Raw genomic sequence first — 24,148 nt, forward strand, 5'->3', positions numbered from 1 at the left:
TCTTTTTTTCAACTCGTTAAAAAGTAGTTTGGCGGACGATATAATAATTTTATGGTCAGCGCCGCTTGGTCTTGACGTTCCCGTACGTCCTGACCTGGTTCTGGACGTCCATGACCCACTGCATCATCGCCCTCTCGTCATTCCCGGGGACCTTGCCCGCCTCGATGGCCTTCCCGAACGCCTCCATGGCGTCCTGGACCTTCAGGAACTTTTTGTGGGCTATGCACTGGTCGACGTACAACGGATAGACTTCGTCTGACAGGCCGTACAAGTCCTTGATGGGCCGGAGCTTCTTCATTATCTCTGCCTTCACCGAGTCGTGGTTCCCGTTCGACAGCCCCCGGATGAGGTACGAGAATACGGTGGCTGCGGTCTCTTCCTGCTCGAGCTTTTCCATTTGAGAGCACCTTTTTCACCTTATAGAAGTCAAATGGTCATATATCTTTTCTTGGCGGGACCGGCAAACGTTTAGGCAGGTATTTCCATATGATCCATCATGCCAGACATGAGGATCGCCACAGCCGAAGATCTGCCCGCGATCATATCGCTGCTGAAGGCGTCCGAATTGCCCTGCGAGGACGTCAGCCCGGGCAGGCAGGACTTCATCGTCGCCGTATCGGGGAACAGCATCGTAGGCGTCGTCGGGCTGGAGAGGGCGGGCCCGTACGGGCTGCTAAGGTCGCTCGCGGTGGGGCCCGGCCATCGGGACAAAGGATTGGGGAAAGCCCTGCTGGACGAAATGCTCTCGCATGCCTGGCTAAAAGGCATTGGCGAGATATACATTCTCACTACAACAGCTTCCGGGTTTTTTAAGAGGCGTGGGTTCGAGGCGGCCGTCAGGTCTGACGCGCCTAATGTCATTCAAAATACCACTGAGTTCAGGACCATATGCCCGGCCTCGGCCGTCTGCATGCGGAAGAAGATCGCCTGAGCTGAGCCCGGCGCTATAAACTAAAAAAGGAGGGACCTTAGTCCCTCAGACCCTCGGTCGTGACCGAGAATATCGCCTCGCCTTCCGGCAGGTTCGGGGAGTCCACGAGCCTGGCGATACGCTTCTCGCCCTTCGACTTCCTCAGGTACAGCCTGAACGTGGCCGTGTGGCCCACGATGTGGCCGCCGATGGGCCTGGTGGGGTCGCCGAAGAATGCGTCGGGCTTCGCCTGCACCTGGTTGGTGACCACGATGGCGGCGTTGTTGATGTCGCCGAACCGCATCAGGTCGTGCATGTGCTTGTTGAGCTTCTGCTGCCTGTCGGCCAGGGTGCCCCTGCCCACGTACTCGCTCCTGAAGTGTGCCGTCAGGGAGTCCACGATGATGAGCTTGACGGGCCTGTCCGAGTCGCGCATCTTCTCCGCTAATTCGGAGGCGCTCTCGACCAGGAGTATCTGGTGGTTGGAGTTGTAAGCGCGGGCGACGTGGATGTTCTTGAGGAACTCCTCGGGATCCAGGTCCTCTCCACCCTTGAGCCCTTTGACCATCTGGGCGATACGCTCCGGCCTGAACGTGTTCTCGGTGTCGATCATGATGACGGAGCCTCCGAGGCCGCCCTCCTCAGGGGGAAGCTGCACTTTCACCGCGAGCTGGTGCGCCACCTGGGTCTTGCCCGACCCGAACTCGCCGTAGAACTCGGTGATCGACTGCGTCTCCACGCCCCCGCCCAGGAGCTCGTCGAGCGCGTTCGACCCGGTCTTGAGCTTGCCTACCTGCTTGCGGCGCTCGAACACGGTGTCTCCTGTCTCGAATCCCCCGATGTTGGAGCACTTCTTCGCGGCCGCGACGATCTTGGAGGCGGTGTTCTCGCCCACCTCGGCCGCTGCGGCCAACTCGCTCGGCGATGCGACAGCTATCGCCTCGATGGATGTATATCCTGCCTCTTTGAGCTTGTCGGCGGTAGCAGGCCCCACGCCAGGTAGATCTTCTATTGTCATTCTTTCTGCCATTTTGTTTACCTCTCGGGCTTATTTTATAATTATTGTAATTAGTATTGGAGTGTATATAGAACGTTATCGCATGCGGATTGAAAGTAATATCCAAAAGACGTGCTTTGCCATGATATGTATACTTTCTTTATATTGAAAAAATGGTCGGAGCACGTCTGTTTTAAAAAGCCTTCGTGTCGCTTCGGGCCGGCTTCGAGTCGCTTTGTGGCTGAAAAAGTCTTCGAGCGTTCTTATTATGCTTTTGGGCTGATGCCCAATTCGAGCAGAGGGGCTTATTCCGTGCGAAGCGCCTCGATGGGGTCGAGAGTCGCAGCCTTGTTGGCGGGGTAGACGCCGGCGATGGTGGTGGTGATGAAGCCGAAGCCCAGGCCGATGAGCACGTTGTTGAGGGTGATGGGCATGGGCATGCCGGCGCCGTTGCCTATAAAGTAAGAGATGATGGCCGCAAGGCCGAGGCCGATGAGGCCGCTGACCACGCCCAGCATGGCGGACTCGGCCAGGAAGAGCATGCGGACGTCCATGGTGGTGGCGCCCACGGCCTTCATCAGGCCGATCTCCTTCGTCCTTTCTTTTACGGTGAGCATCATGACGTTCAGGATGCCGATACCGCCGACGACCAGCGAGATCCCGGCGATGCCCCCCAGGACGTACTTGATGTAGTCGAAGATCGAGTTGATCGCGTCGGAGAAGGACTTGATGGTGATCACGGTGAAGCCCTCGTTCCGGTGGAGGCGTTTCAGGGATTCCTCCACGTTGTCCGCGGTCGCCTGGGCCTCGGACGCCGAGGCGGCCCTCACGTAGATCATGCTGTAGCTGTCCACGCTGGAGACGGCCTTGATGCCGTCCATGGTCATGTAGATGTTCGAGTTGGGGTCCCCGGTGACCATGGAGCCGTTGCTCTCCTGGAGGATGCCGACGACCGTGTACTGGTGGGACCTGCCGTCCATGGGGTTGGTGATGGTGATGGGCGTGCCCGTCTTGACGAGCCTGCCGAAGGTGCCGTTGGCGATCTTGCTCCCGATGACCACCGAGTACGTGTCCGTGGACGAGAGGAACCGGCCCTTGTCGATCTGGCCGTCCAGCCGGGTCTCGCTTGCAGGGCGGACGCCCTGGATGGAGAGACTGCGGTTCTCGCTGCCGTACGTGACGATGCCGCTTCCGCTGACCCGGGGGGTGACCTCGACCACGCCGGAGGTGCCCATGAGCAGGCTCACGTCCCGGTCGGTGAACTTGGCGGGGGACTTTTCCTGGGCGCTCGCGAAGCCCATGCCCATGCCCATGCCGCCCGACTGCACGCTGCCGCCGCCCGGCATGACGATCATTTGATCCAGATCGAGGTCGCCGAACTGCTGGCTGACGCCCGAGTAGAGGCCATCGCCCAGAGTAAGCATTACGACTATGGCCATGACGCCGATGATGATGCCCAGGGACGACATCATGGTCTTGAACTTGTTATTGGAGAAGTCGGATAGCGCGTATCCGATGACGTCTGCAGGCTTCATGGTCACTCCGTCCTCAGCGCCTCGATGGGGTCGAGCCTCGCCGCCTGGTTGGCGGGGTACACGCCGAACACCACGGTCACCACGAGCCCGAATAGAACGCCGATGATGGCGTTCGACGCCGACACGGGCATCGAGAGCTCCGCGTAGTGTCCGACGACGGCGGCGATGGCGGCCGCGAGGAGGACGCCCCCGGCGCCGCTGAAGAGCCCGAGCATCGCCGACTCGGCGATGAACACCTTCCGCACGTCCATGGTGGTGGCGCCCACGGCCTTCATCAGGCCGATCTCCTTCGTGCGCTCCTTTACGGTGAGCGTCATGACGTTCATGATCCCTATCCCGCCGACGACCAGGGAGATGGCCCCGATGCCGGCGAGGGTGTACTTGATCATGGCGAACACCTGGGTGATGAGGTCGGCGAACATCTTTTGAGTCAGCACCGAGAAGCCCTCGTTCCGGTGGAGGCGGTTCAGGGAGTCCTCCACGCTCTTCGCGACCGAGTCCGCCGACTCCACGGACTCCGCCCTGACCCCGATGTACGAGTAGGTGTCCTGGTCGGAGAGCGCCTTGAGCCCGGCCTTCGTCATGTAGATGGCGCTGTTCGGGTCGCCCACGAGGATGGAGGCGTTGCGCTCCTTCATCACGCCCACGACCTTGTATTCCTGGGACCTGCCGTTGTAGATGTTCGTGATGGTGATGTACGAGCCGGTCCGGATCTCCTTCCCGAACGTGCCGTTGGCCACTCTGCTTCCCAGGACCACCGAGTATGAATCGGACTGCGAGAGATAGCGGCCCTTATCTACCTGCTCCATATAGCGCCCTGAAAAGTACTGGGGGGAGATGCCGCTCACGCCCATGGTCCTGTTCTCGTCCCGGTAGGTGACGGTCATGCCGCTCACGGATATCTCGGGATAGACTTCGGTGACGCCCGGGGTGCCCATGATCAGGCTGACGTCCCTGTCGGTGAGCTTCGCAGGGGGCTTCTGGGACAGGGTGCCGGCCTGCATGTCGATGCCCATGGGAAGCACGACCAGCGTGTCCAGCTCCAGGCTTCCGAACTGCTGGCTGACGCCCGAGTACAGGCCGTCGCCCAGAGTAAGCATTACGACTATGGCCATGACGCCGATGATGATGCCCAGGGACGACATCATGGTCTTGAACTTGTTGCTCGTGTAGTCCGAGAAGGCGTACTCCAGGACGTCCGGCAGTTTCACTGGAAGGCCTCTATTGCTTTGCTCTCTTGCTTCTCATGTACAGGAAGTACCCGCCCAGCAGTAATGCGGCGGCGACGATGATGCCGATCAGGTAGAGCAGCGTGTTGTCGCTCGAGCCGGCGGTCGCCACTGCGGCGGACTGGGTGTGGTCCGAGTAGACGGTGATGGGGTCGGCCTCGTGCCAGTTATTACCGTTCCTGTAGATCACCTTGAACGAGGGGTTACCGCTGTAGGTGGCGTTCTTGGTGGTGACGTCGAACTGGACCGTGTACATCTCGCCCGGGCCGATGTTGCCCACGACGTACTCCTGCAGGGGCTTGAACGTGAAATCGTCGCCCGCGGGCACGACGCTGACCGCCTCGACACCGTTAGGCCTCAGGTTCACGATGTCCAGTATGACGCTCTTCTTGGTCGTGGAGAAGGACCTGGGGGCATCGTTGATCACGACCTTGAGGGAGGCGCTGCTGACCTGCACGTTGACCGGATAGTTCAGGTATATGTCCCCGTCGTCCGTGCGGACCTTCAGGGTCATGGTGTAGGTGCCATCGGGCGTGCCCTCGTCCACGCTTATCGTGAACACGAACTGGGCGGAGTCGCCCATGCCCATCCGGCCTATGTCGGCATACTGCTTCGACGTGACGTGGAGCGGCGAGTCCGCCAGGAGCGTTACCTCTTTGAGGTACACCGCCCCGTCGGGCGAGTTGGTGCTGGTCGTCGTGGTCGTCTGCGTGTGCCCTATGCTATACTGCCCTGAAGTGCCCGTGCCGTAATTGTAAGTATTACTATCCGAAGTCGTATCGCCGGCCAGGCTCTTTGCAGGGTTGGTGAGGGTGACCGCAACAGTGCCCGTATCCCCGGGCATGAGGGCCGAGGGGGAGACCTTGACGTCGCCCACCGCGACGGACGGCTTGCCGGAGGCGGCGCCCGCCGGAACGGCTGCCATTATGACAATGATGAGCATTGCGAGGACGCCCACCAGTTTCGTTGATAACTTCATACTCATATCTCCATAAATGAACGCTACTTAATTCGTCTCCTCTCCCACGATCATCCCGTCCTTGAGGCGGATGATCCGCTGGCTGAACTCGGCGACATCCGGGTTGTGGGTGACCATCACGATGGTCCGGCCGTTCTTGTTCAGTTCCACGAAGAGCTTCATGATCTCGTCGCCGGTCTTCGCGTCCAGGTTGCCCGTAGGCTCGTCCGCGAGGAGTATCGATGGGTCGTTGACCAGCGACCGGGCGATGGCCACGCGCTGCCTCTGGCCGCCGGAAAGCTCGTTGGGGCGGTGGGACATGCGGTCCCCGAGGCCCACTTCCTCGAGGTATCGCTTCGCGACTCCGGCGCGGTACGCCTTCGAATGCTCCTGGAATATCATCGGGAGCTCCACGTTCTTGAGGGCGCTGAGCCGGGATACCAGGTTGAACGTCTGGAAGATGAAGCCGATCTCCTTCCCCCGGAGGTGGGAGAGCTCCACGTCGTTAAGCGTGCCGATGTCCTTGTTATTGATCACCAGCTGGCCGCTGTCCGGCCTGTCAAGCAGGCCGATGAGGTTCATGAGCGTGCTCTTGCCGCTCCCCGATGGGCCCATGATGCTGATGAACTCGCCTCTCTTTATATCGAGGTCGATGCCCTTCAGCACGAGCAGGTCTTCGCTGCCCATATGGTAGCTCTTGCGCACGTTCTTCAGCGATACCACAGAATCCATCTTGTGTCGCGTCTCCTGAGTTAAAGTCGTTTACCCCACGATTTTTTCTTACCCTATGTCTTTCCTGAGGGCTTATAGGTTATCTATATAGCACGCGATGGTACCGGCTTTTCCCGCAATTTGTAATGGGAAATGCGGCCGCACGCGGAGTGCCCTTTACAACGTTATATGCTTTAGTTTGATGTACCTAATAGTAGTATATATAAGTTTGTAAAGGAAAATAAAAAAGTGTAGGGCTCGGGAGGTCAGGGTTTGCGCTGTGCAAACTCCATCTCCATCACTGCCGGAGCGTTAAAGGGTAGTTCGGGGCCTCGTCGGTGATCATGATGTCGTGGGGGTGGCTCTCGGTCATGCCCGAAGGCGTGACGCGGACGAAGCGGGACTTCTCCTGCATCTCCGTGATGGCGTTGGCCCCGCAGTATCCCATGGACGAGCGCAGCCCGCCGATGAGCTGGTAGATGATGTCGCTGACCGTTCCCCGGTACGGGATCGCGCCCTCGACGCCCTCCGGCACGAACTTGGTCCTGCCGATCTCGCCCTGGAAGTACCTGTCCGAGCACTCTCCGCCCGCCATGGCGCCCAGCGAGCCCATGCCCCGGTACTGCTTGTACTTCCTGCCCTTGATCGTGATGAGCCTTCCCGGGGCCTCCTTGGTGCCGGCTAAAAGGTTACCCAGCATGACGCAGTCGGCGCCCGCCGCGATGGCCTTGGCCACGTCGCCCGAGTAGCGCACTCCGCCGTCGGCGATGACCGGCATGCCCGCCTTCCGGGCCACGTCCACCACGCTGGCGACCGCCGTGAGCTGGGGCACGCCCACGCCCGCCACGATGCGCGTGGTACATATGGAGCCGGGGCCGACGCCCACCTTGACGCCGTCCGCGAATCCCGCGAGCTCCTCGGCCGCCTCGGCCGTGGCGATGTTGCCCACGACGACGTCCGCGGAGACCATCTTCTTAATTCTCCTCGCGGACTCGACGACCCTCATGTTGTGGGCGTGCGCGCAGTCCACGCAGATCGCGTCCACGCCTGCCTTGTCAAGCGCCATGGCCCGCTCGATGTCGAAGGGCCCCACGGCGGCGGCGACGCGAAGCTGGTCGCCGCCGTTCTTGTTGCAGTTGGGATACTGGCGCCTCTCGATGATGTTCTGCATCGAGATGATGCCTATCAGGCTGCCCTTATCGTTGATGATCGGTAAACGCTCCACCTTGTGCTCGTACATGATGTCGATGGCCTCGTCGATCTTGACGCTCTCCCGGGCGGTGACCACGTCCCGGGTCATGACCTCGACGATCTTCTTGTTGGGGTCGGCCTTCACGATGGGCCGCACGTCGCGGCGGCTTATGATGCCGACGAGCTTGCCGTTCTCGATGATGGGGATGCCGCTGATGCTCTGCTCCGTCATGGTCTTCCAGACGGCACCGACGGTCTGCGACGGGCTGGCGGTGGTGACATCCCTTATGAGTATCTCCTCGCCCCTCTTGACCTTCTGGATCTCCTCGACCTGCATCTCCCTCGGCATGTTCCTGTGGATGACGCCGATGCCGCCCTCCCTGGCGATGGCGACGGCCATCTCGGCCTCGGAGACGGTGTCCATGGCGGCGCTGACGATGGGAACGTTCAGGCTGATATTCTTCGAAAATCTGGTTTTAACGTCCGTGTGGTCGGGCTCTACGTAAGACTTGCTTGGGACCAGCAGGACGTCGTCAAAAGTGATCCCGAGGGGGGCATCGAGCTTTTTTAAGAACACTATTAATCACCATACCCTTTTGGGTAACTATACCTGAACCTAGTATTAATAAATTTCCTCTTACGGGGCCGTTTTTTTACCCTCGCGAAGGGAGCGGCAAAAAAGATGTCGGGTATGTGCAGGGCGATTTTTATGCGAGCTGTTTCTTGAGCTCGGCCACGAGCTCGGGGCGTATGGCCTGGGTGCGGTCCCCGCCGCAGACCATGCCTCTCACGCCGATGATGTCGGGGCTGATCTCCCTGAGAAAGGCGATGTCCTTAAGTTTAATGGAGCCGGCGATGGCGCAATTCAGCTTGTTCTCGTGCGCCAGGTCGACGAATTTTTTCAGCTCCTCGCTGCCCATGAACTCGAACGTGGACCTGCCGTCCTTGATGCCAGTGTCCACCATGACCACGTCGGCGTCAGCCCTCTTCGCCGCGGCGGGCAGCTCAAAGGGACTGATGGAGCCGATGCGCTCGTAGTCGGAGTAAGCGGATGCGACGACGATCTTCTCGGCGTCGAAGGTGCGGACCGCCCGGGTAACGCCCGCGAGAAGCTCGTACGCCTGCTCGGGCGTGTGAATGTCGTACAGCCCCACCTTGATGTACTGCGCTCCGGCCACCGCCGCCCCGAGCGCCGCCAGGGACGCCGTGCCCGGCTTGAAGTTGAAGTCGCCGATGGTCGCGCTGAGCGGCTTGCTGATGTGGGATTTTATTTGCGAGATGACCCACGGGAAGTTGGCGCCGAGGGAGCCCTCCTTCGGGTTCTTGACGTCGATGATGTCGGCGCCGCCCTGCTCGGCCGCGATAGCCTCCTGAACGTTCATGGGGCTGACTAAAAGCTTCATGTAAACCACCATAATACCGTTTTGGTATTTAATATTTATCAGGGGTGCTGTCCGTTTTCAAACAACGTAATGGATGACCGTCGCCAGGGCCGCCAGGTTGAGGATGAACAGCGATACCACGAAGAGCAGTGCCAGCGCGATGGCCACGATGGTGACCACGACGTTGATGACGGCCACGACCAGCATCTGCGCCGCGCTGTAGATGTCGTAGGCCTTCTTCACGCCTACGAGGGCAAGCTGCATGATGGGCAGCTTATTGAAAGGCGGCGACTCGAGCGTGTCCTCGACGAGGCGCAGGATAGTGTAGACCGCCCAGTCCACCGCCTTGTCTATGGTCTGCAGGACGCCCTTGCCCGCCTTGAACGCGACGAATAGAGTTGCCCCAGCGATGGCGAGCGCCACTATCAGGATATCCAGGGATATCACCAGGAATATGAGCATGAGAAGCTGCGTCTGCGAAAGCTGGTCGGGCAGGAGGGCGATTAGCATGGGCGATGAAAAATGGCGGGATGAAAATAAATAGTTTTTATTCGATCTTCCTGACCGCGCTCCGCCAGTTCGCGGACAGCTCGAGCTCCTGCCTGAAGTTCAGCTTCGCCTGGGCGTCCGTGACTAATATCTTATCGCCGACGGAGAGCGCCTCCGCGAAGTTCGCGTGCTCGCCCCAGAATACCACGCGGACCCTGCCCGTATCGTCCGATAGGTGGACGCCGCAGAGCCGGCCGAGCTTGCCGTCCTTGGTGGTGAACTCCCGGACGCCGTCGATGCCGGTCACGACCCCTTTGACGTTGTAGGACTTATCGGCCTCGATGTCGCCGATCTTCGACACGGGCTCCTCGTACTCCACTTTCTTGTCGGACCTGCGGACAATGCCCCGGTTCCCGACCTGGATCTCCACGCCGCCCATGGACTCCCGGGTGTAGGCGTGTAAAACCTCGATGGAGTCGCCCGGGTTGAGGGCCTCCACGTCCTTGAGCTTGTTATCCCATACGGTAAGCCTGATCTTGCCCGACTCGTCCCCGATCATGACGCCCTGGACCGAGCCCTTCGAGCCGTCCTTCCGGTTGAAGGAGCGGGGCTCCTGCTTCGACAGTATCATGGCGCGGACGCACACGTTGCCGTTGCCCATCTGGACGCCCTTGATTGGGATCATCGGGTCCTTGACGGTTATCTTCGTACTCTCGTCCTTCTGGATGCCGCCGCCCTTGCCGATGCTGACCTCCATGCCCCGCTGGCCTTCCTTCACGTAGCCGCTGATCTTGAGCACGTCGCCTTCTTTTATGTCGCCGGTCATCACGGCATCGGCCAGCTCGTCCCACAGGACTAACGTGACCTCGCCCGTCTCGTCGGCGACGGTGAGGTTACATACCCGGCCCTCGGAGCCGTCGTTGCGGCTGAACTTCCTGACGTCGGACGCCCCGGTCACCTTCGCGATGAACTGGACGTTCTTCTTGTCGAGCGTGATCTCTTTTATCTTTATGGCGTTGACGCCCTCGATGCCCAGGTCGTGGGCCACGAGCAACGCGGCGGTGTGCTCGTCGCAGAGGCCGCCCATGATATCCATCTTCTCGTCCACTAACTTTTTGAACTCTTTCTGGGTGATCTTCCCGTTCAGTTTTTCATAGACTTCAAGCACGTCGGACATATCAAGCACGCTCTTTTACGGTAGGGCTTGTGCATTAATAATACTATTGATTCAAAAATCTGGCGGGTGCAACTAACACTCAATTACGGTTAAATTTATAACAAGTTCTAGGCATTAAGCTACCTTAGATTCAAATGTCGAATGACCTCACCATAACGGAAAAGATCTTTAGCAGGGCGTCCGGCAGGCCCGTGAAAGCGGGCGATTTCGTAATGGCATCCATCGACAGGGCGATGACCCATGACATAACGGGTCCTCTCGCGGTCGAGGGCTTCTACGAGATCATGCGGGACGAGAAGGAGAAAAAGGTGTGGGACCCCGGTAAGATCATTATCTTATTTGACCACCAGGTCCCGGCCGACTCGCTCAACGCCGCTAAGAACCACATTTTACTGAGGAAGTTCGCAAAGGACCAGAAGATAAAGCACTTTTACGACTTACACGAAGGCATCTGCCACCAGGTCATGCCCGAGAAGGGGCACGTCCTGCCCGGCCAGCTCGTAGTCGGCTCTGACTCCCATACCTGCGCCTACGGCGCGGTCGGGGCGTTCGGCACCGGCATCGGCTCAACGGACATGGCGGCCGTGTTCGCGCTGGGCAGGCTTTGGTTCAGGGTGCCGGAGACCATAAGGTTCGAGGTCGACGGCAAGCTCGGCGATAGAGTTTATTCCAAAGATATCATCCTCAAGCTGATCGGGGACGTCGGGGCCGACGGCGCACGCTACAAGGCCTGCGAGTATGCCGGGGACGCCATAAGGAGCCTGGACATGTCCCAGCGCATGACCATCAGCAACATGGCCATCGAGATGGGCGGCAAGGCGGGCATCATCGAGCCCGACCGCACGACCGAGGCATACGTCAGGCAGCGCTCTAAAGGCTTTAAGCTGGATAGGGGCCTGAAGAGCGATAAGGGCGCGGAGTACTCCGAGGTCAGGGAGTACGATGCCGGCGAGCTCGAGCCCCAGGTCGCATGCCCCCACAACGTCGACAACGTGGTCGACGTGGGCAAGGTCGAGGGGAAGAAGATCGACCAGGTCTTCCTGGGGTCGTGCACCAACGGCAGGTTCGAGGACCTGAAAACAGCGGCGGAGGTCATGGACGGCAGGCCCGTGGCGAAGGGCGTCCGCATGATCGTCATACCGGCATCGCACACGGAGTACATGAAGGTGCTCAAGGCGGGGCTCGTGGAGGAGTTCATGAACGCCGGGGCGCTGGTGGAGTCGCCGTGCTGCGGCCCGTGCATGGGAGGCTCGTTCGGCCTGCTCGGTCCGGGAGAGGTGGGCCTGTCCACGTCCAACCGTAATTTCAAGGGGAGGCAGGGCAGCCCGGAGGCGTTCGTGTACCTGTGCAGCCCGGCAACGGCGGCGGCCTCCGCGATAAAAGGAAAGATCGCCGACCCGAGGAGCGTGTGAGCATGGCCCGCAAGACGACGAAGAAAACGGTAGTCGAGAACAGGAGGGAGCTTTCGAGGGCCTGGAAGTTCGGGGACGACGTCGACACCGACGCCATCATACCCGGAAGGTTCCTCATCATCAACGATGCGAAGGAGCTGGCAAAGCACGCCTTTGAGGGCGTCAGGCCGGACTTCAGGCCGTCGCCCGGGGACGTCGTGGTGGCCGGGGAGAACTTCGGCTGCGGCTCGTCGAGGGAGCACGCGCCCCTGGCGCTCAAGGGGGCGGGGATCAAGTGCGTAATAGCGAAGTCCTTCGCCCGCATCTTCTTCAGGAACTCCGTCAACATCGGCCTCCCCATGCTGGAGTGCGAGGACGCCGGCCGGATATCCGACGGGGACGTCCTGGAGGTCGAGGGGGACGTCATCAGGAACCTCACGAAGGGCGAGACGTATCGCACTGCCCCCCTCCCGGAGTTTCTGGAGGAGATCGTGAGGGCCGGGGGGCTCATCGAGTACGCCCGGGAGATCGTTGCGAAGGAGCACAAAAAATAGCGTTCATATATGGCGAGAGGTTAACGGATGACAACTTACAAGATACCGGTGATCCCCGGGGACGGCATCGGCCCGGAGGTCATCGCCGAGGGTAAAAAGGCCATAGATGCGGCCGGAGAGGTATACGGCTACGACGTGGAGTGGCTGGAGCTGCCCCTGGGCGCGGACCACTACCTGAAGACGGGCGAGACCGTGTCCGAGGACACGCTCAAGGAGCTTGGCAGGCACAGGGCATTCTTCCTGGGCGCGCTTGGCGACGAGCGCAAGGTGAAGACGGGCATCCTCGAAAAGGGCGTCCTGCTGAGGCTGAGGTTCCACTTCGACCAGTACATCAACCTGAGGCCTGTAAAGCTCATGGAGGGCGTGGAGACGCCCATAAAAAATAAAACGGCGAAGGACATCGACTTCTTCGTGGTGAGGGAGAACACCGAGGACTTTTACGCCGGCATCGGGGGCCGGTGTACGAAGGGCCTCACCAGCCAGCACCTTAAATTATTAAGAGAGGCGTACAGCGTGAAGTTCGACCTGGACGTGCTCACGGACAGCGACGAGATCGGCTACCAGATCGGGGTGATAAGCAAGGAGGGCACCAGGCGCATCATGGACTACTCCTTCAAGCTGGCGCAGCAGCGTAACAAGCATCTATCCAGCGTCGACAAGGCCAACGTCATGACGGACATCTACGGCCTGTGGCGGGAGACCTTCCAGGAAGTCGGCCGGAACTACCCGGACGTGAGGACGGACTTCAACTTCGTGGACGCAGTGACCATGTGGTTCGTCAAGAACCCGGAGTTCTTCGACGTGATCGTCGCCCCCAACATGTTCGGGGACATCATCACCGACCTCGGGGCCATGATCCAGGGCGGCCTGGGCCTGGCGCCGGGAGGGAACGTCAACCCGGAGGGCACCAGCATGTTCGAGCCCATGGGTGGGTCCGCCCCGAAGTACAAGGGCCTCGACAAGGTGAACCCGATAGCGACGATATGGGCCGGGGCGCTCATGATGGACCACCTGGGGGAGAAGGAAGCCGCAAAGGGCATCCTTTCTGCGATCGAGGCCAACCTCCGGGAGGGCAGGGTCCGGACGTACGACCTTGGCGGATCCTCCAGGACGTCCGACGTGGGCTCCGACGTCGCCCGGATCATAAAAATGCAGGGGCGCAATTAAGCCCCGTTTTTTTATCTGAAGAACCTCGACCCCTGCCAGGCCGCGGCGGCCAGCGCCTGCGTATCATGGCGGTGCCGGTAGCTCTCGTCCCCTTTTAGGGCGCCTTTGGCGACATCGTCTTCGTGTTTCCGGTCAAAACCCCCCAGTATGCGGTAAATATAATTATACAGCGATGCGGGAACATGCCTTAAGCCTGATATTTGCACTTCCATATTCGAACCTCAAGGTACAATAGAATGATGAAGACGAAAGCAATTAAGGTAAATTTCGTATACTAAATGATTACCTTAAGCAAAAACGTTCGAATTTTAAGCTTATTCGAGGCCAGTGAAGGTAAATATTTTATACGCAGGGCACATACGATCGATCGATGAGAAAGGACAGGATCGAGGAGCGCATCGCCGGCATCGAGCGGGACATGAAAGAGCTTCGCTCGGAGGTCAGGCAGGAGATCATGTCCATGTCCTCCGAGCTAAAAGAGGCCCAGCTGGCGCTCGTAGAGGATATGATGTGCGACATCCAGGACACCATGTCGGTCGGATACCGCCAGATCGCCTACGAGCTCAGCATCTCCGGGGCCGAAAAGAGGTTCAGGGAACAGATGTCGTACGACTGCCCCCCGGGCGATAACAGGGAGGAATGCATCGACCATTTCGTCTGCGATCACCTGCGCAAGGGCATCGTAAGCCTGGACGCCGCCCCGCCCGGTATGGAGGGCGAGGCCAGGAAGTCGATCATCGACCAGGACGACAGGGAGAGCGAGACGTTCAAGGGCACGCCCTGTGAATACTGCCAGGGCATCTACGTCTCCGAGAGGGACAGGCTGCTGGAGATGGGCGAGAAGTTCTCGGCTTACAGGAAGAGCCTTTATGTTAAGCGCAGCCGGCCGTACTATAAGCAGCTTCCGGACGACCTTACCGTGTCCGAGCTCATCGAGCCGCTGTCCCATAGGGCCAGGTTCGTCATGCTGAAAAACCTAACATCGGGGAGCATGTCGTTCAGGGACCTCGGGGATGTGACCGGCTACGGGGGAGGCCACCTCATATACCATCTGAACAAGCTCGTGTCGGCGGGCCTGGTCTCGAAGGAGGACAGCGGGCTTTACGCGATCACCGACAGGGGCATCGACGTGATGGAGGTCATCCGGAAAATGTACGGCGGGCCATCAACACGTTTTTAACGTCCCGCGTCCAGAGTAGTATTCACCATGACCACCCTACAGGCCCACAAGCTCACATGCCCGCTCTGCGGCAACGCGTTCGACTCTAAGCTCGTCACGTCCACCGACTCCTTCGGCAGGCACCACTCCGACCTCTACAAGGAGTCGGAGGGCGAGCAGCCCGTGTGCTACTTCGTCCACACGTGCCCGAAGTGCGGATACTCGGGCTACGAGGGAGACTTCGGGCCCCAGAGGTTCGACCAGGCCTTCCGGGACCAGGTGGAGAAGCTCATCACTCCCGAAGTGAAGGACAGGCAGATAGAGACCAACGGCAACTTTTACCTCGCGGCGCTCTGCGCCGACTGGCGGGGCGCGCCCCCCTACGTCGTGGGCAGGATATTCCACATGGGCGCCTGGTGTTACCGGATGAAGGGCGACTGGGACCGGGAGGTCTACTACCTCCAGGAGGCCCTTACGCATTTCGAGATGGCGCTGAGGCGGGACGACACGCCGAAGGAGGCCCGCGCGGTCTACACGTACCTGGTCGGCGACATCTACCGGCGCCTGCACGACCCGGAGAGGGCGAAAGAGTATTACCGTAAGGTGGAAAAGGAGCTGAATGAGCACGGCGGCGAGGCCAGGATAGGCGAGTTCGCCCGGCGGCAGCTCGAGAGCCCCTCGGATTACTTTTAGCCGTACATGCACAAGCTTTAATACTATCCTTCATTTTTCGAGTTTATAACCAACAGCTTAAATACTATATTTGATTTATATTGAAGGAGGAATTCATATGAAGGCGGAAGAAGCAAAAAAGATATTATCGTTAGCTATTGACAGGGAAGTCGAAGCCTACACGTTCTACCGGACGGTGGCGGACAAGGCTAAGGACAAGGCAATGAAGAGCATTTTCGACGAGCTCGCCGGGGAAGAGAAGAAGCACCGCGAGTTCCTGCAGGCATTCCTCGCGAAGGAAGGTAAGGGCCTGAAGTTCGATGCGACGAAGAAGGACTACAAGATCGTCGAGGCGCTCCCGACCCCGCCCCTATCGCCGGACCTGAAGCCGACCGAGGGCCTCATCATCGCCATCCGTAAGGAGCTCGAGGCCATGCAGATGTACACTCAGCTCGCAAACGCCTCCAGCGACACGGAGCAGCAGTTCCTGTTCCAGCAGCTGGCCAACATGGAGAAGACCCACAAGGCGCGGCTCGAGGACATCTACACCGACATGGCATTCCCCGAGTCCTGGTAAAGGGCGACGGGCAAGTATAGTTTAATCAATTCTTTTCTCTTTTTATTATTTTCCTGATCCCGGTTTTATTTCCTGTGAAGGCCCTCGAAAAATATTAAGAACGCAGGAAGACTTTTTCAGCCACGAAGTTGCTCGAAGCGGGCCTGAAGTTACACGAAGATCCTTTAAAGGGTCTATTGTCAGGTGTTTGCGTTTTATTCTTATGCATTGTTTGCGAGACACGTACAGCCCCACGGTTTTTTCAACACAGAGTATACTGAGCACTTTTTATAATGGAGAAACAGAGAGCCAGGAGATTTTAAATAATAAAAAATCTCTGTCCGTAGTTCCGAGGTTGTTTTGTTAGGGGTTGTGGTGGTAGAATAAGTTTTAGTATTTAAGGGCGGGGGTGTAAGGGGCTTGTTGGTAAGAATGAAAACTCCTCACAGTCCCCGCGTTTGTAGCGTTAGGCATGTTGATATAAATCTTTTCGCGCGCCGGTTCGCAAGCCTGTTTGATTTTCCCCGAAGCATGGGTTATGCAAGGTGTCTTGTTAACGCGTCCGTGAGAATGAAGAGCCTGGAATCTGTGTATAACAATTACGGGGGGCTCCCTCCGGACAGTTTCTTCCAGTTTTTCAAGTACTCCATGGACGATGTGATACGGGGAGCTGACTGGTTCTTCGAGTGTCAGGCCAAATTGGTGGACCTGCATGGCTGTGCTATTGCCATCGACTTGAACGATGTGGAGCACTGGGGAGTGGAGGACGAGTACGTGCACCCTAAAAAGGGCCTTAACAAGAACACGTACGTCCTCCGGTACGCCGTGGCCTCCCTTGTAGACGAGAGCCGCAAGCTCGCTCTGGCATGTATGCCCGTCACTACGAACGATAAACTCTCGGACATTGTACGAGTCCTCCTTGAAAAGACAATGAGCCATGTCCTGGTTGACGTCGTCCTGTTCGACCGGGGATTCTACAATGCCACCATCCTCAAAACCGTGGATGACTTGGGCATGCAATTCGTGATCCCCCTCAGGAAAAGCATGACATCGGACAATGTCTGGGAGGAATCGAAAAAACGGGGAGAATACAAATTACGGTATACAGTAAAGGGCGAAACAGACCAGGTACGGGCATGGCTATACCTCGAAGAGAAAAAGAAAGAGAAAAAAGAGGATGGTAGAAAAGAAAAGGGCAAAAGAAAGGGACGGAACAAGAGCAAGAAGAAGCGAGAAAGGGAGTACGTGGGAGTGATCAGCAATATGGACGTGTGCCCGGAACTGGTCCAGAATTTCATGGACTGGTACTTCGTAAGGAACAACGTGGAAACAGGTTTTAAAGAGAAGAACCAGTACAAGATACGAACATGCAGCACCGACAAAGCCTACCGATACCTTATCTATTGCATCAGCCTTTACCTGATGAACCTCGTACAGGTCGTAAGAATGGTTAACAACACCTTTTTCAGGAACGACGAGATGAAAAAACTCGTAAAACAATTACTGAGACTTGAAGGATCGCTGATAGGAGAGCACAGGCTCTCAAGAACCCTGATAGTGATTGCTTAGCGACAACCCGATAGCCCAAGCTATCAAAAAACATTGAAAAACCCCCGCTATTCAGCCAATTCTAACAATAACAACCAACAAACCCCACAACAAAACAACCACTTAGATAACAGCCCAAAAAAGACCACATCGGAAGTACGGTCTGTGGCCTCAGTGTCAAAACTGATACCACGACGGCATAACGATAGAGATAATAGCAGATATTCATTTTATAAAAAAGATCTTAGAGTCACTTCAGGCCGGCTTCGAGCAACTTCGTGGCTGAAAAAGTCTTAGAGCATTCTTATGAAGCTTAGAGATGCTTAATTTTTAGTCATTCCCCGAAGTCCACGATCTTGACGTCACCGTTCTGCAGGTCAACGATGGGGATGCGGGCGGGGTCCGGCTGGATGTTCATCCGCTTCTGGAAGTCGGTCTGGGATTGCCAGGTGCCCGAATTGACTAATGTGACGCCCCTGTAGCGGCATACGCCCACGGTGTGCACGTGGCCGCTGTGCATGATGTCGGGGAGCGGATCGATGACGAAGTGGTCCTTCGCCTCGGGGGCGATCATCACCTTGCCGCCGTATATGGGCGAGAGGTGGCGGCGCTTCAGTAATTCGGCCATGGCCTTCTCGGGCTTCGAGTACGAGGCGCCGGGCAGGTTCGACACCAGATCGTCTAAAGACCGGCCGTGGTAGATGAGCAGCCTGACCCCCTCCATTTCCACTGCAGAAGGGTTGCCGGCGAACGTGACGTTCGGGTGCCTGAACATCCTCCGGACCTCCTCAGGCAGGGCGGGCTGGGGCTCGGCCTGCCTCACGGCGTCGTGGTTCCCCGGGGCGATGACGATCTTCAGGTGCCGGGGGAACTGGTCGAAGTACTCGGCGGCCTTCCTGTACTGGTCGTAGACGTCCGCGATGTGGAGCTCCTTCTCCTGGCCCGGGTACACGCCGATGCCGTCCACCATGTCCCCGGCCACCACGACGTACTTCAGCCTCGACGCCAGGTCGTGGTGGGCGTCGGAGTCGCCGTTCAGCCAGTCGATGAACCGCATCCACGGGTCCTCGAGAAAAGTGTTGCTGCCGATGTGCACGTCCGAGATGAGCGCGACGGCCGCGGGCTCGTCGGAGCGCCTGGGCACGTTGGTGTTGGGCACGTCCGGGTATATGACCCCGCTGGCCATGAGCAGCCCGCCTTCCTTCACGGTCCCCGAGACCCCGACCACCTCGTCTAATAACAATGGCGAGTCGAAGAAGTCCTTATCCTTGGAGATGAGCACGCCCATCGAGCCCGTTCGGTCCTCCAGCTCGACCAGGCGGTTGCCGTTCGCCGTGTCCCGGACGTCCGACACCATGCCGATGACGGCCACCTCCGACTTCTCGCCCCGGGAAAAGCCCTTCTTTTTGATGCTCTCGATCGGGCGGGCGCTGATGCGGTGGCGCATCATATCGCCCAGCCGCCCGTACCGGTCCCTGAAGTACCCGACGAACTCGTCGTAGTCGCCGATACAGGTGGAATTATTGGTGATATCCGACAGGATCCTGAGCGCCGGCTTGCGGGCTGTCTGCTCCGCGATGTTGCCCGCTCGTAGCGAGCGGGCCACGTCGTCCCTGGTGACGGTGAGGGCGGAGGGGTCGAGGCCGGACACCAGCCTGTCCAGTATCCCGGGGTCAGGGTCCCTGCCAAGCGCGTCCAGGGCGTCGGGCTCGACCATGTACCCCTTCGACGCGAGCGCTTTTACGATCTCAATGCCGTCCATATGCTTACATGGCAATCATGGGCGAAATGTCTTTAAGCTTTTGCCCCATAATAATAACTTATATATTATAATAATGCTATATATAATTTCCAGGGGGTTTTGAGCCTGGCCACAAAGGATACCGTTCACAAGTTCATGAAGAGCGACAACTTCTGGATCTCGCTGTTGAGGGAGACGCTGTACGCCCTCGCGGCGGTCGGGGCCATCGCGCTGGTCCTGTATTTATATGCGGGCGCCTGGCCCCCCATGGTGAGCGTGGACGGCCTGAGCATGTACCCCAACATGCACGACGGCGACCTGATAATAATCCAGAGCATCGAGAAGTCCCCCATCGTCACCTATGGCGCCGCCGGGGGCTACTCATCGTTCGGCGACGCCGGAGACGTCATCGTGTACCAGCCCTTCGGCCGCAGGGACATGACGCCCGTGATCCACCGGGCCCTGTACTACGTGAACGCCTCGGAGCCCATGTGGGAGGGAGGAATAAAAGCCCCCAATTCGGGATACATCACCAAGGGCGACAATAACTTTTTATTCGACCAGAGCAGCGGCGTCTCCCCGAACACCCCCGTCAAGGAGGACTGGATCCTGGGCGTGGCGAAACTGCGCATCCCCTACCTGGGCTACGTGAGGAGCATATTCTCCTTCATACACTGAAGCACAACTATATCCAGGCATGCCCGGGAAGCGATAAAGGCACATAGGCAACTATTTTATGTGAGGGGCGCCTACTATATGCGATGATTTTCGGGAGAAGGCACATCATATCCACCAAGGACTTCTCAAGAGAAGAGATCGACTTTATTCTCGACCGCGCCGAGAGGCTGGAGCCTTACGCCCGAAAGGGCGGCCTGGACCTGCTAAAGGATAAGGTGGTGGCCACGCTCTTTTTCGAGCCCTCCACCCGGACCAGGCTGTCGTTCGATACGGCGATTAAGCGCCTTGGCGGCGATACCATCGGCTTCGACTCCGCGGAGTCCACGTCCGTGGTCAAGGGAGAGACGCTGTCCGATACCATACGCATCATCGAGTCGTACGCGGACGCCATCGTCATCCGCCACCCCAGGGAGGGCGCGGCACGCATGGCCTCAGAGGTGTCGAGCGTGCCCGTGATCAATGCCGGGGACGGCGCCGGACATCACCCCACCCAGACGCTCCTGGACCTCTACACCATGCGGAAAGAGTGCAGGAAGCCGCTGGGCGATCTGAACGTCGCCATCGTGGGCGACCTCAGGTACGGGCGGACCGTGCACTCGCTGGCGTACGCGCTGTCGCTCTACGGGGCGAGTCTGAGCCTCGTGTCCCCGGAGCCCCTGCGCATGCCCGAGAGCATAATAAACTATTTGAGGAAACATGGCGTCACGCTGGTCGAGACGCCCCGCATCGAGGACGCCCTGGGGCAGGCGGACGTGCTGTACATGACCCGCATCCAGAAGGAGCGGTTCCCCGACCCCTCGGAATATCTGAGGGTCGCCGGCTCGTACCGCATCACGCCCGACACGCTGGAGAGCGTCGGTAACGACATGATCATCATGCACCCGCTGCCGCGGGTGAACGAGATCGACCCGGGAGTCGACTCCACCAGGCACGCCCGGTATTTCCAGCAGGCCTTCTACGGAGTGCCCATCCGGATGGCCGTGCTGTCCCTGGTGATGGGCAAGGAGATCTAATATGAACGTGAGCGATCGCGAGCTAAGGGTAAAGCCGATCAACAACGGCACCGTCATCGACCACATCGAGTCGGGGCAGGCGCTCAACGTGCTAAAGATCTTAGGCATCGGCAGCCACTCCAAAACAGTTGTAAGCCTGCTCATGAACGTGCCCAGCGGCGCCATGGGCGCCAAGGACGTGGTCAAGGTCGAGGGAAGAGAGCTCGACCCCGAGGAGGTCGATACCATCGCCCTCATCTCCCCCAGGGCCACCATCAACATCATCCGCAATTACGAGGTCGCCGAGAAGTTCCGGGTGGGCATGCCCAGGAAAGTCGTGGGTATCATCAAGTGCGGCAACCCGAACTGCATTTCTAACAGTAACGAGCCCGTGAGCTCGAAGTTCATGGTCGAGTCGGCGGACCCCGTGCTTTTACGGTGCTCCTATTGCGAGTTCGTGCTCGATAAGAACATCGCCGATAATTTATTGTAGTGATAGACATGAGCGAGGATATCGTGAAAAAGCTGGCGAGCGGCGAGCTGAAGCTCCACCAGGCCGACGAGCATTCTACGTCCCGCAGGGAGGCCGTCGACATGCGGCGGGAGGCCGTGAGCATGCTTACCGGCGCCGATCTTTCTAACATCGGCAAATACTCATACGACCCCGAGGTCGCCACCAGGAAGAACATCGAGAACGCCATCGGCGCCGTCCAGATACCATTAGGCATCGCCGGCCCGATCACCATCCATGGCGACTACGCGAAGGGCGACTTTTACCTGCCCCTGGCCACGACGGAGGGCGCCCTGGTGGCCAGCGTGAACCGGGGCTGCTCGGTGTGCCGGGCCGCCGGGGGCGTGACCGTGGCGGTCATGCAGGACGAGATGACCCGGGCCCCCGTGGTCAAGGCGAAAGACCTTAAAGAGGCGAAGCGCCTGGCGGACGCGGTAAAGACGCCCGAGATGTTCGCCGAGATGAGGGCCGTCGTGGGCACGACCACCAGGCACGGCGAGCTCCTCAGGGTCGACCCCTACGTCGTGGGAAGGAGCGTGTTCCTGCGGATGGCGTTCGACACGAAGGACGCCATGGGCATGAACATGGTGACCATCGCCTCCGATAAAGTGATGCGGGAGCTCGAGAAGAAGTTCGACGTGAAGCTCGTGGCGCTGTCCAGCAACATGTGCACCGACAAGAAGCCCGCGGCCATCAACGTCATCGAGGGGAGGGGAAGGACCACCGTTGCGGAGGTCATCGTTCCCCGCGAGGTCGTCCTGGAGAGGCTCAAGGCGGCGCCGGAGGACATGTGCGACGTGAACTACCGGAAGAATTTCCTGGGAAGCGCCCGGGCGGTGTCGTTCGGCTTCAACGCCCAGGTGGCCAACGTCATCGCGGCCATGTACATCGCCTGCGGCCAGGACCCGGCGCACGTGGTGGAGGGGAGCAATGCCATCACGTCGGCCGAGATGGACGGCGACGACCTGCACTTCTCCGTGTCGTTCCCGAGCCTGCCCATGGGCACGGTCGGCGGGGGCACGGGCCTGGCCACGCAGAGCGAGTGCCTGAATTTATTAGGCGTGAAGGGCGGCGGGACCCCGCCGGGCTCCAACGCCCGAAAGCTCGCGGAGATCGTGGCGTCCGCGGGGCTCGCAGGAGAGCTGTCGCTCCTGGGCGCGCTGGCCTCCCAGGACCTCGCTAAGGCGCACGCAAAGTACGGGCGCTGAAACTAATAAAATTTCAAAATGCCCATTTAATTTCTCGTTGATTTAATAGGGGCGTTTTACCCCTTTATTTCCTCTGGAGAATTTTATTCTGAGGGCTCATTTCCGGGCGATAGTGATGAACCCGGTATGGCCGACACGGGTGGACGGCCGGGTGCCGCGGCGGCCGACCTCGAGCTCCTGCTCGCCGACGATGATGGTATTGACCTCCGAGAAGCCCGCCTCTTCGATCGCTTTCCTGGTCTCGGCGGCCTGCTCGAAGAACGGGGAGTACGTGGCCAGGAAGCCTCCCGGCAATAGCACCCGATAGGCGCCTGCGGCCGCCCTGGCGGCGTCCTGCAAGTCCAGGGTGACCGCGTCGAACGGGCCCTCGAGCCTGCCTATCTCTTCCAGGATGTCGCCGTGGCGGACCTCCACGTTGCCCAGGCCCGCCAGCTCGACGTTCTTCTTTGCGTTGTTGGCGAACTGCTCGTTGGACTCGTAAGTGACCACTTTTTTGGCGATGGTGCCCAGGTACACGGCCAGCACGCCTGAGCCGGTGCCCGCGTCTAAAACTGTATCCGATGGGCAGATGCCGGTGTATGCGATGATCGCGCCGATGTCCTTGGGCATCATGGGGGCGCCGGTGCGCCGCATGTGCTTGAAAAAGTCCGGAGCCCGGGGCTTGAGCGCCATGAAAGGCTTGCCAAGGTGAGACTCGATCGTCGAGCCCCATGCCATGCCCTCGAGTTTTTTTAAGTCGACGATGCCCAGGTCGGTGTGGAGCTTCTCCCCGCCGGCCGAGGCGAAGTACTCCCTGCCTCCGGCAGCCCTGAGCAGCACCATATCGCCTGGAGCGATGCCCGATGACATCACTTATTTCCCGATAGCTTAAGGATGGCCTCTGCCAGGTCTCCCTTCGTGTCCTTCAGGGCCTGCTTTGCCAGCTCCTTCGGCACGCCGGCCTGCTGCGCCACGAGGGTGATGTCCGCCTCGGGGATCTCCTTCTCCAGCGGCCTCTCCTCGGGGGTGCCGACCAGCTGGTACATCTTCTGGCCCCTTGCGTCGATGACCGTGACCTGGGCGTCGTTGAACACGATGTCCTTGTCCGCGGTCTTTATGATCACCTGCTTTACGCCCTCGATCTCGTACATGTCGATGCCCATCGACTTCATCTGCCTCTCGAGCTGCCTGGGGTTGACTTTTCCTCCCATTCCCGGGAACATTTCATTCACCTTCGTCGCCTTATAGGGCGCGGAGGGGTAAATAACTTTTTGATTTGTCCTCCATGAGAAGAAAAACCGATCGTGTATCTATGATAAGGCCTACCCCTTTATTTCCTCTGGAAAATATTTCTCCCCAAATCCCTGGAATAATTTGTATTTTTATGTCCGGGAATATCTGCTGTTGATGTGT

26 protein-coding genes are annotated in these 24,148 nt (G+C 58.9%); 12 read left to right on the plus strand and 14 right to left on the minus strand.

The features are described 5' to 3' along the window. Positions 1-55: 55 nt before the first annotated feature. Positions 56-397, minus strand: a complete 342-nt coding sequence (locus MCP_RS15105; RefSeq protein ID WP_012901722.1) for a hypothetical protein — start codon at positions 395-397, stop codon at positions 56-58. Positions 398-496: 99 nt separating this feature from the next. On the opposite strand from MCP_RS15105, the gene arsN2 reads away from it, so the two are divergent. After that, positions 497-931: an arsenic resistance N-acetyltransferase ArsN2 gene (arsN2, locus tag MCP_RS15110; protein ID WP_012901723.1), complete on the plus strand. Its 435-nt coding sequence runs from the start codon at positions 497-499 to the stop codon at positions 929-931. A gap of 37 nt (positions 932-968) precedes the next feature. Here arsN2 and radA read toward each other — a convergent pair whose 3' ends face one another. The 9 genes from radA to MCP_RS15155 all read right to left on the minus strand — a co-directional run bounded on the left by radA (position 969) and on the right by MCP_RS15155 (position 10,579). Next, positions 969-1,940, minus strand: a complete 972-nt coding sequence (gene radA / locus MCP_RS15115) for a DNA repair and recombination protein RadA (RefSeq protein WP_012901724.1) — start codon at positions 1,938-1,940, stop codon at positions 969-971. A 272-nt stretch (positions 1,941-2,212) separates the two neighbouring features. Beyond that, positions 2,213-3,442, minus strand: coding sequence for an ABC transporter permease (locus MCP_RS15120; protein ID WP_012901725.1), 1,230 nt, complete (start codon positions 3,440-3,442; stop codon positions 2,213-2,215). A 2-nt stretch (positions 3,443-3,444) separates the two neighbouring features. Continuing rightward, positions 3,445-4,653: an ABC transporter permease gene (locus MCP_RS15125; protein ID WP_012901726.1), complete on the minus strand. Its 1,209-nt coding sequence runs from the start codon at positions 4,651-4,653 to the stop codon at positions 3,445-3,447. A 10-nt stretch (positions 4,654-4,663) separates the two neighbouring features. Further along, the gene (locus MCP_RS15130) at positions 4,664-5,650 is read right to left on the minus strand and encodes a COG1361 S-layer family protein (protein WP_012901727.1); all 987 of its coding nucleotides are present in this window, start codon (positions 5,648-5,650) and stop codon (positions 4,664-4,666) included. Between the two features lie 27 nt (positions 5,651-5,677). After that, entirely contained in the window at positions 5,678-6,361 is a 684-nt protein-coding gene (locus tag MCP_RS15135; RefSeq protein WP_012901728.1) for an ABC transporter ATP-binding protein, read from the minus strand. A 277-nt stretch (positions 6,362-6,638) separates the two neighbouring features. Then, the gene (guaB, locus tag MCP_RS15140) at positions 6,639-8,108 is read right to left on the minus strand and encodes an IMP dehydrogenase (protein ID WP_012901729.1); all 1,470 of its coding nucleotides are present in this window, start codon (positions 8,106-8,108) and stop codon (positions 6,639-6,641) included. Between the two features lie 130 nt (positions 8,109-8,238). Next, a complete protein-coding gene (locus MCP_RS15145) occupies positions 8,239-8,934 on the minus strand; it encodes a (5-formylfuran-3-yl)methyl phosphate synthase (protein WP_012901730.1) in 696 nt (231 codons plus the stop codon). A 57-nt stretch (positions 8,935-8,991) separates the two neighbouring features. Continuing rightward, complete coding sequence (locus tag MCP_RS15150; protein WP_012901731.1) at positions 8,992-9,423, minus strand: hypothetical protein; 432 nt, start codon at positions 9,421-9,423, stop codon at positions 8,992-8,994. Between the two features lie 37 nt (positions 9,424-9,460). Beyond that, positions 9,461-10,579 (minus strand): OB-fold nucleic acid binding domain-containing protein, encoded by a 1,119-nt coding sequence (locus tag MCP_RS15155; protein ID WP_012901732.1) that lies wholly within the window; start codon positions 10,577-10,579, stop codon positions 9,461-9,463. Between the two features lie 134 nt (positions 10,580-10,713). On the opposite strand from MCP_RS15155, the gene MCP_RS15160 reads away from it, so the two are divergent. Genes MCP_RS15160 through MCP_RS15170 form a run of 3 tightly spaced genes read left to right on the plus strand, consistent with a single transcriptional unit; the run spans position 10,714 to position 13,691 of the window. Then, a complete protein-coding gene (locus MCP_RS15160) occupies positions 10,714-11,991 on the plus strand; it encodes a 3-isopropylmalate dehydratase large subunit (protein ID WP_012901733.1) in 1,278 nt (425 codons plus the stop codon). A 2-nt stretch (positions 11,992-11,993) separates the two neighbouring features. Beyond that, the gene (locus MCP_RS15165) at positions 11,994-12,524 is read left to right on the plus strand and encodes a 3-isopropylmalate dehydratase small subunit (protein WP_012901734.1); all 531 of its coding nucleotides are present in this window, start codon (positions 11,994-11,996) and stop codon (positions 12,522-12,524) included. A gap of 27 nt (positions 12,525-12,551) precedes the next feature. Further along, a complete protein-coding gene (locus tag MCP_RS15170) occupies positions 12,552-13,691 on the plus strand; it encodes an isocitrate/isopropylmalate dehydrogenase family protein (protein ID WP_012901735.1) in 1,140 nt (379 codons plus the stop codon). Positions 13,692-13,702: 11 nt separating this feature from the next. On the opposite strand, the gene MCP_RS15175 is transcribed toward MCP_RS15170, so the two are convergent. Further along, positions 13,703-13,903 carry a hypothetical protein gene (locus MCP_RS15175; RefSeq protein ID WP_128567252.1) on the minus strand — a complete coding sequence of 67 codons (201 nt, stop codon included), beginning with the start codon at positions 13,901-13,903 and terminating at the stop codon, positions 13,703-13,705. 158 nt (positions 13,904-14,061) lie between these two features. On the opposite strand from MCP_RS15175, the gene MCP_RS15180 reads away from it, so the two are divergent. From MCP_RS15180 to MCP_RS15195, 4 genes are all read left to right on the plus strand, one after another. After that, positions 14,062-14,871, plus strand: coding sequence for a winged helix-turn-helix domain-containing protein (locus tag MCP_RS15180; RefSeq protein WP_012901736.1), 810 nt, complete (start codon positions 14,062-14,064; stop codon positions 14,869-14,871). 27 nt (positions 14,872-14,898) lie between these two features. Beyond that, positions 14,899-15,543, plus strand: coding sequence for a DUF2225 domain-containing protein (locus MCP_RS15185; RefSeq protein WP_012901737.1), 645 nt, complete (start codon positions 14,899-14,901; stop codon positions 15,541-15,543). A 97-nt stretch (positions 15,544-15,640) separates the two neighbouring features. After that, a complete protein-coding gene (locus MCP_RS15190) occupies positions 15,641-16,099 on the plus strand; it encodes a ferritin-like domain-containing protein (protein WP_012901738.1) in 459 nt (152 codons plus the stop codon). 549 nt (positions 16,100-16,648) lie between these two features. Next, positions 16,649-17,647, plus strand: a complete 999-nt coding sequence (locus tag MCP_RS15195; protein WP_231845044.1) for a transposase — start codon at positions 16,649-16,651, stop codon at positions 17,645-17,647. Between the two features lie 313 nt (positions 17,648-17,960). On the opposite strand, the gene MCP_RS15200 is transcribed toward MCP_RS15195, so the two are convergent. Continuing rightward, positions 17,961-19,388, minus strand: a complete 1,428-nt coding sequence (locus MCP_RS15200) for a DNA-directed DNA polymerase II small subunit (RefSeq protein WP_012901739.1) — start codon at positions 19,386-19,388, stop codon at positions 17,961-17,963. A gap of 99 nt (positions 19,389-19,487) precedes the next feature. Here MCP_RS15200 and MCP_RS15205 point away from each other — a divergent pair, with 99 nt between their 5' ends. The 4 genes from MCP_RS15205 to hmgA all read left to right on the plus strand — a co-directional run bounded on the left by MCP_RS15205 (position 19,488) and on the right by hmgA (position 22,756). After that, positions 19,488-20,045: a S26 family signal peptidase gene (locus MCP_RS15205; RefSeq protein ID WP_012901740.1), complete on the plus strand. Its 558-nt coding sequence runs from the start codon at positions 19,488-19,490 to the stop codon at positions 20,043-20,045. 83 nt (positions 20,046-20,128) lie between these two features. Then, positions 20,129-21,058, plus strand: coding sequence for an aspartate carbamoyltransferase (pyrB, locus tag MCP_RS15210; protein WP_012901741.1), 930 nt, complete (start codon positions 20,129-20,131; stop codon positions 21,056-21,058). 1 nt (position 21,059) lies between these two features. After that, positions 21,060-21,530: an aspartate carbamoyltransferase regulatory subunit gene (gene pyrI / locus MCP_RS15215; RefSeq protein WP_012901742.1), complete on the plus strand. Its 471-nt coding sequence runs from the start codon at positions 21,060-21,062 to the stop codon at positions 21,528-21,530. A gap of 8 nt (positions 21,531-21,538) precedes the next feature. Then, on the plus strand, positions 21,539-22,756 hold the full coding sequence (gene hmgA / locus MCP_RS15220) for a hydroxymethylglutaryl-CoA reductase (NADPH) (protein ID WP_128567296.1): 1,218 nt from the start codon (positions 21,539-21,541) through the stop codon (positions 22,754-22,756). A 96-nt stretch (positions 22,757-22,852) separates the two neighbouring features. Here the strand turns inward: hmgA and MCP_RS15225 are convergent, their stop codons facing one another. After that, complete coding sequence (locus tag MCP_RS15225) at positions 22,853-23,605, minus strand: tRNA (adenine-N1)-methyltransferase (RefSeq protein WP_197525923.1); 753 nt, start codon at positions 23,603-23,605, stop codon at positions 22,853-22,855. Then, positions 23,605-23,958, minus strand: a complete 354-nt coding sequence (locus MCP_RS15230) for a nascent polypeptide-associated complex protein (protein ID WP_012901745.1) — start codon at positions 23,956-23,958, stop codon at positions 23,605-23,607. The genes MCP_RS15225 and MCP_RS15230 overlap by 1 nt, the downstream gene beginning before the upstream one ends. Between the last annotated feature and the right edge of the window lie 190 nt (positions 23,959-24,148).

This window comes from Methanocella paludicola SANAE (assembly GCF_000011005.1).
Classification (GTDB): Archaea; Halobacteriota; Methanocellia; order Methanocellales; family Methanocellaceae; genus Methanocella; species Methanocella paludicola.

Excerpts from the sequence above, each read along its gene's own strand:
- MCP_RS15175 (WP_128567252.1), bottom strand. The coding sequence starts at position 13,903 with ATGGAAGTGCAAATATCAGGCTTAAGGCATGTTCCCGCATCGCTGTAT.
- pyrB (WP_012901741.1), top strand. The coding sequence starts at position 20,129 with ATGATTTTCGGGAGAAGGCACATCATATCCACCAAGGACTTCTCAAGA.
- pyrI (WP_012901742.1), top strand. The coding sequence starts at position 21,060 with ATGAACGTGAGCGATCGCGAGCTAAGGGTAAAGCCGATCAACAACGGC.
- MCP_RS15225 (WP_197525923.1), bottom strand. The coding sequence starts at position 23,605 with ATGTCATCGGGCATCGCTCCAGGCGATATGGTGCTGCTCAGGGCTGCC.
- MCP_RS15145 (WP_012901730.1), bottom strand. The coding sequence starts at position 8,934 with ATGAAGCTTTTAGTCAGCCCCATGAACGTTCAGGAGGCTATCGCGGCC.
- MCP_RS15230 (WP_012901745.1), bottom strand. The coding sequence starts at position 23,958 with ATGTTCCCGGGAATGGGAGGAAAAGTCAACCCCAGGCAGCTCGAGAGG.
- MCP_RS15170 (WP_012901735.1), top strand. The coding sequence starts at position 12,552 with ATGACAACTTACAAGATACCGGTGATCCCCGGGGACGGCATCGGCCCG.
- arsN2 (WP_012901723.1), top strand. The coding sequence starts at position 497 with ATGCCAGACATGAGGATCGCCACAGCCGAAGATCTGCCCGCGATCATA.
- MCP_RS15120 (WP_012901725.1), bottom strand. The coding sequence starts at position 3,442 with ATGAAGCCTGCAGACGTCATCGGATACGCGCTATCCGACTTCTCCAAT.
- MCP_RS15165 (WP_012901734.1), top strand. The coding sequence starts at position 11,994 with ATGGCCCGCAAGACGACGAAGAAAACGGTAGTCGAGAACAGGAGGGAG.
- MCP_RS15155 (WP_012901732.1), bottom strand. The coding sequence starts at position 10,579 with ATGTCCGACGTGCTTGAAGTCTATGAAAAACTGAACGGGAAGATCACC.
- MCP_RS15200 (WP_012901739.1), bottom strand. The coding sequence starts at position 19,388 with ATGGACGGCATTGAGATCGTAAAAGCGCTCGCGTCGAAGGGGTACATG.
- MCP_RS15195 (WP_231845044.1), top strand. The coding sequence starts at position 16,649 with ATGAAGAGCCTGGAATCTGTGTATAACAATTACGGGGGGCTCCCTCCG.
- MCP_RS15190 (WP_012901738.1), top strand. The coding sequence starts at position 15,641 with ATGAAGGCGGAAGAAGCAAAAAAGATATTATCGTTAGCTATTGACAGG.
- radA (WP_012901724.1), bottom strand. The coding sequence starts at position 1,940 with ATGGCAGAAAGAATGACAATAGAAGATCTACCTGGCGTGGGGCCTGCT.
- MCP_RS15180 (WP_012901736.1), top strand. The coding sequence starts at position 14,062 with ATGAGAAAGGACAGGATCGAGGAGCGCATCGCCGGCATCGAGCGGGAC.
- MCP_RS15185 (WP_012901737.1), top strand. The coding sequence starts at position 14,899 with ATGACCACCCTACAGGCCCACAAGCTCACATGCCCGCTCTGCGGCAAC.
- MCP_RS15150 (WP_012901731.1), bottom strand. The coding sequence starts at position 9,423 with ATGCTAATCGCCCTCCTGCCCGACCAGCTTTCGCAGACGCAGCTTCTC.
- MCP_RS15130 (WP_012901727.1), bottom strand. The coding sequence starts at position 5,650 with ATGAAGTTATCAACGAAACTGGTGGGCGTCCTCGCAATGCTCATCATT.
- MCP_RS15135 (WP_012901728.1), bottom strand. The coding sequence starts at position 6,361 with ATGGATTCTGTGGTATCGCTGAAGAACGTGCGCAAGAGCTACCATATG.
- MCP_RS15160 (WP_012901733.1), top strand. The coding sequence starts at position 10,714 with ATGTCGAATGACCTCACCATAACGGAAAAGATCTTTAGCAGGGCGTCC.
- MCP_RS15105 (WP_012901722.1), bottom strand. The coding sequence starts at position 397 with ATGGAAAAGCTCGAGCAGGAAGAGACCGCAGCCACCGTATTCTCGTAC.
- hmgA (WP_128567296.1), top strand. The coding sequence starts at position 21,539 with ATGAGCGAGGATATCGTGAAAAAGCTGGCGAGCGGCGAGCTGAAGCTC.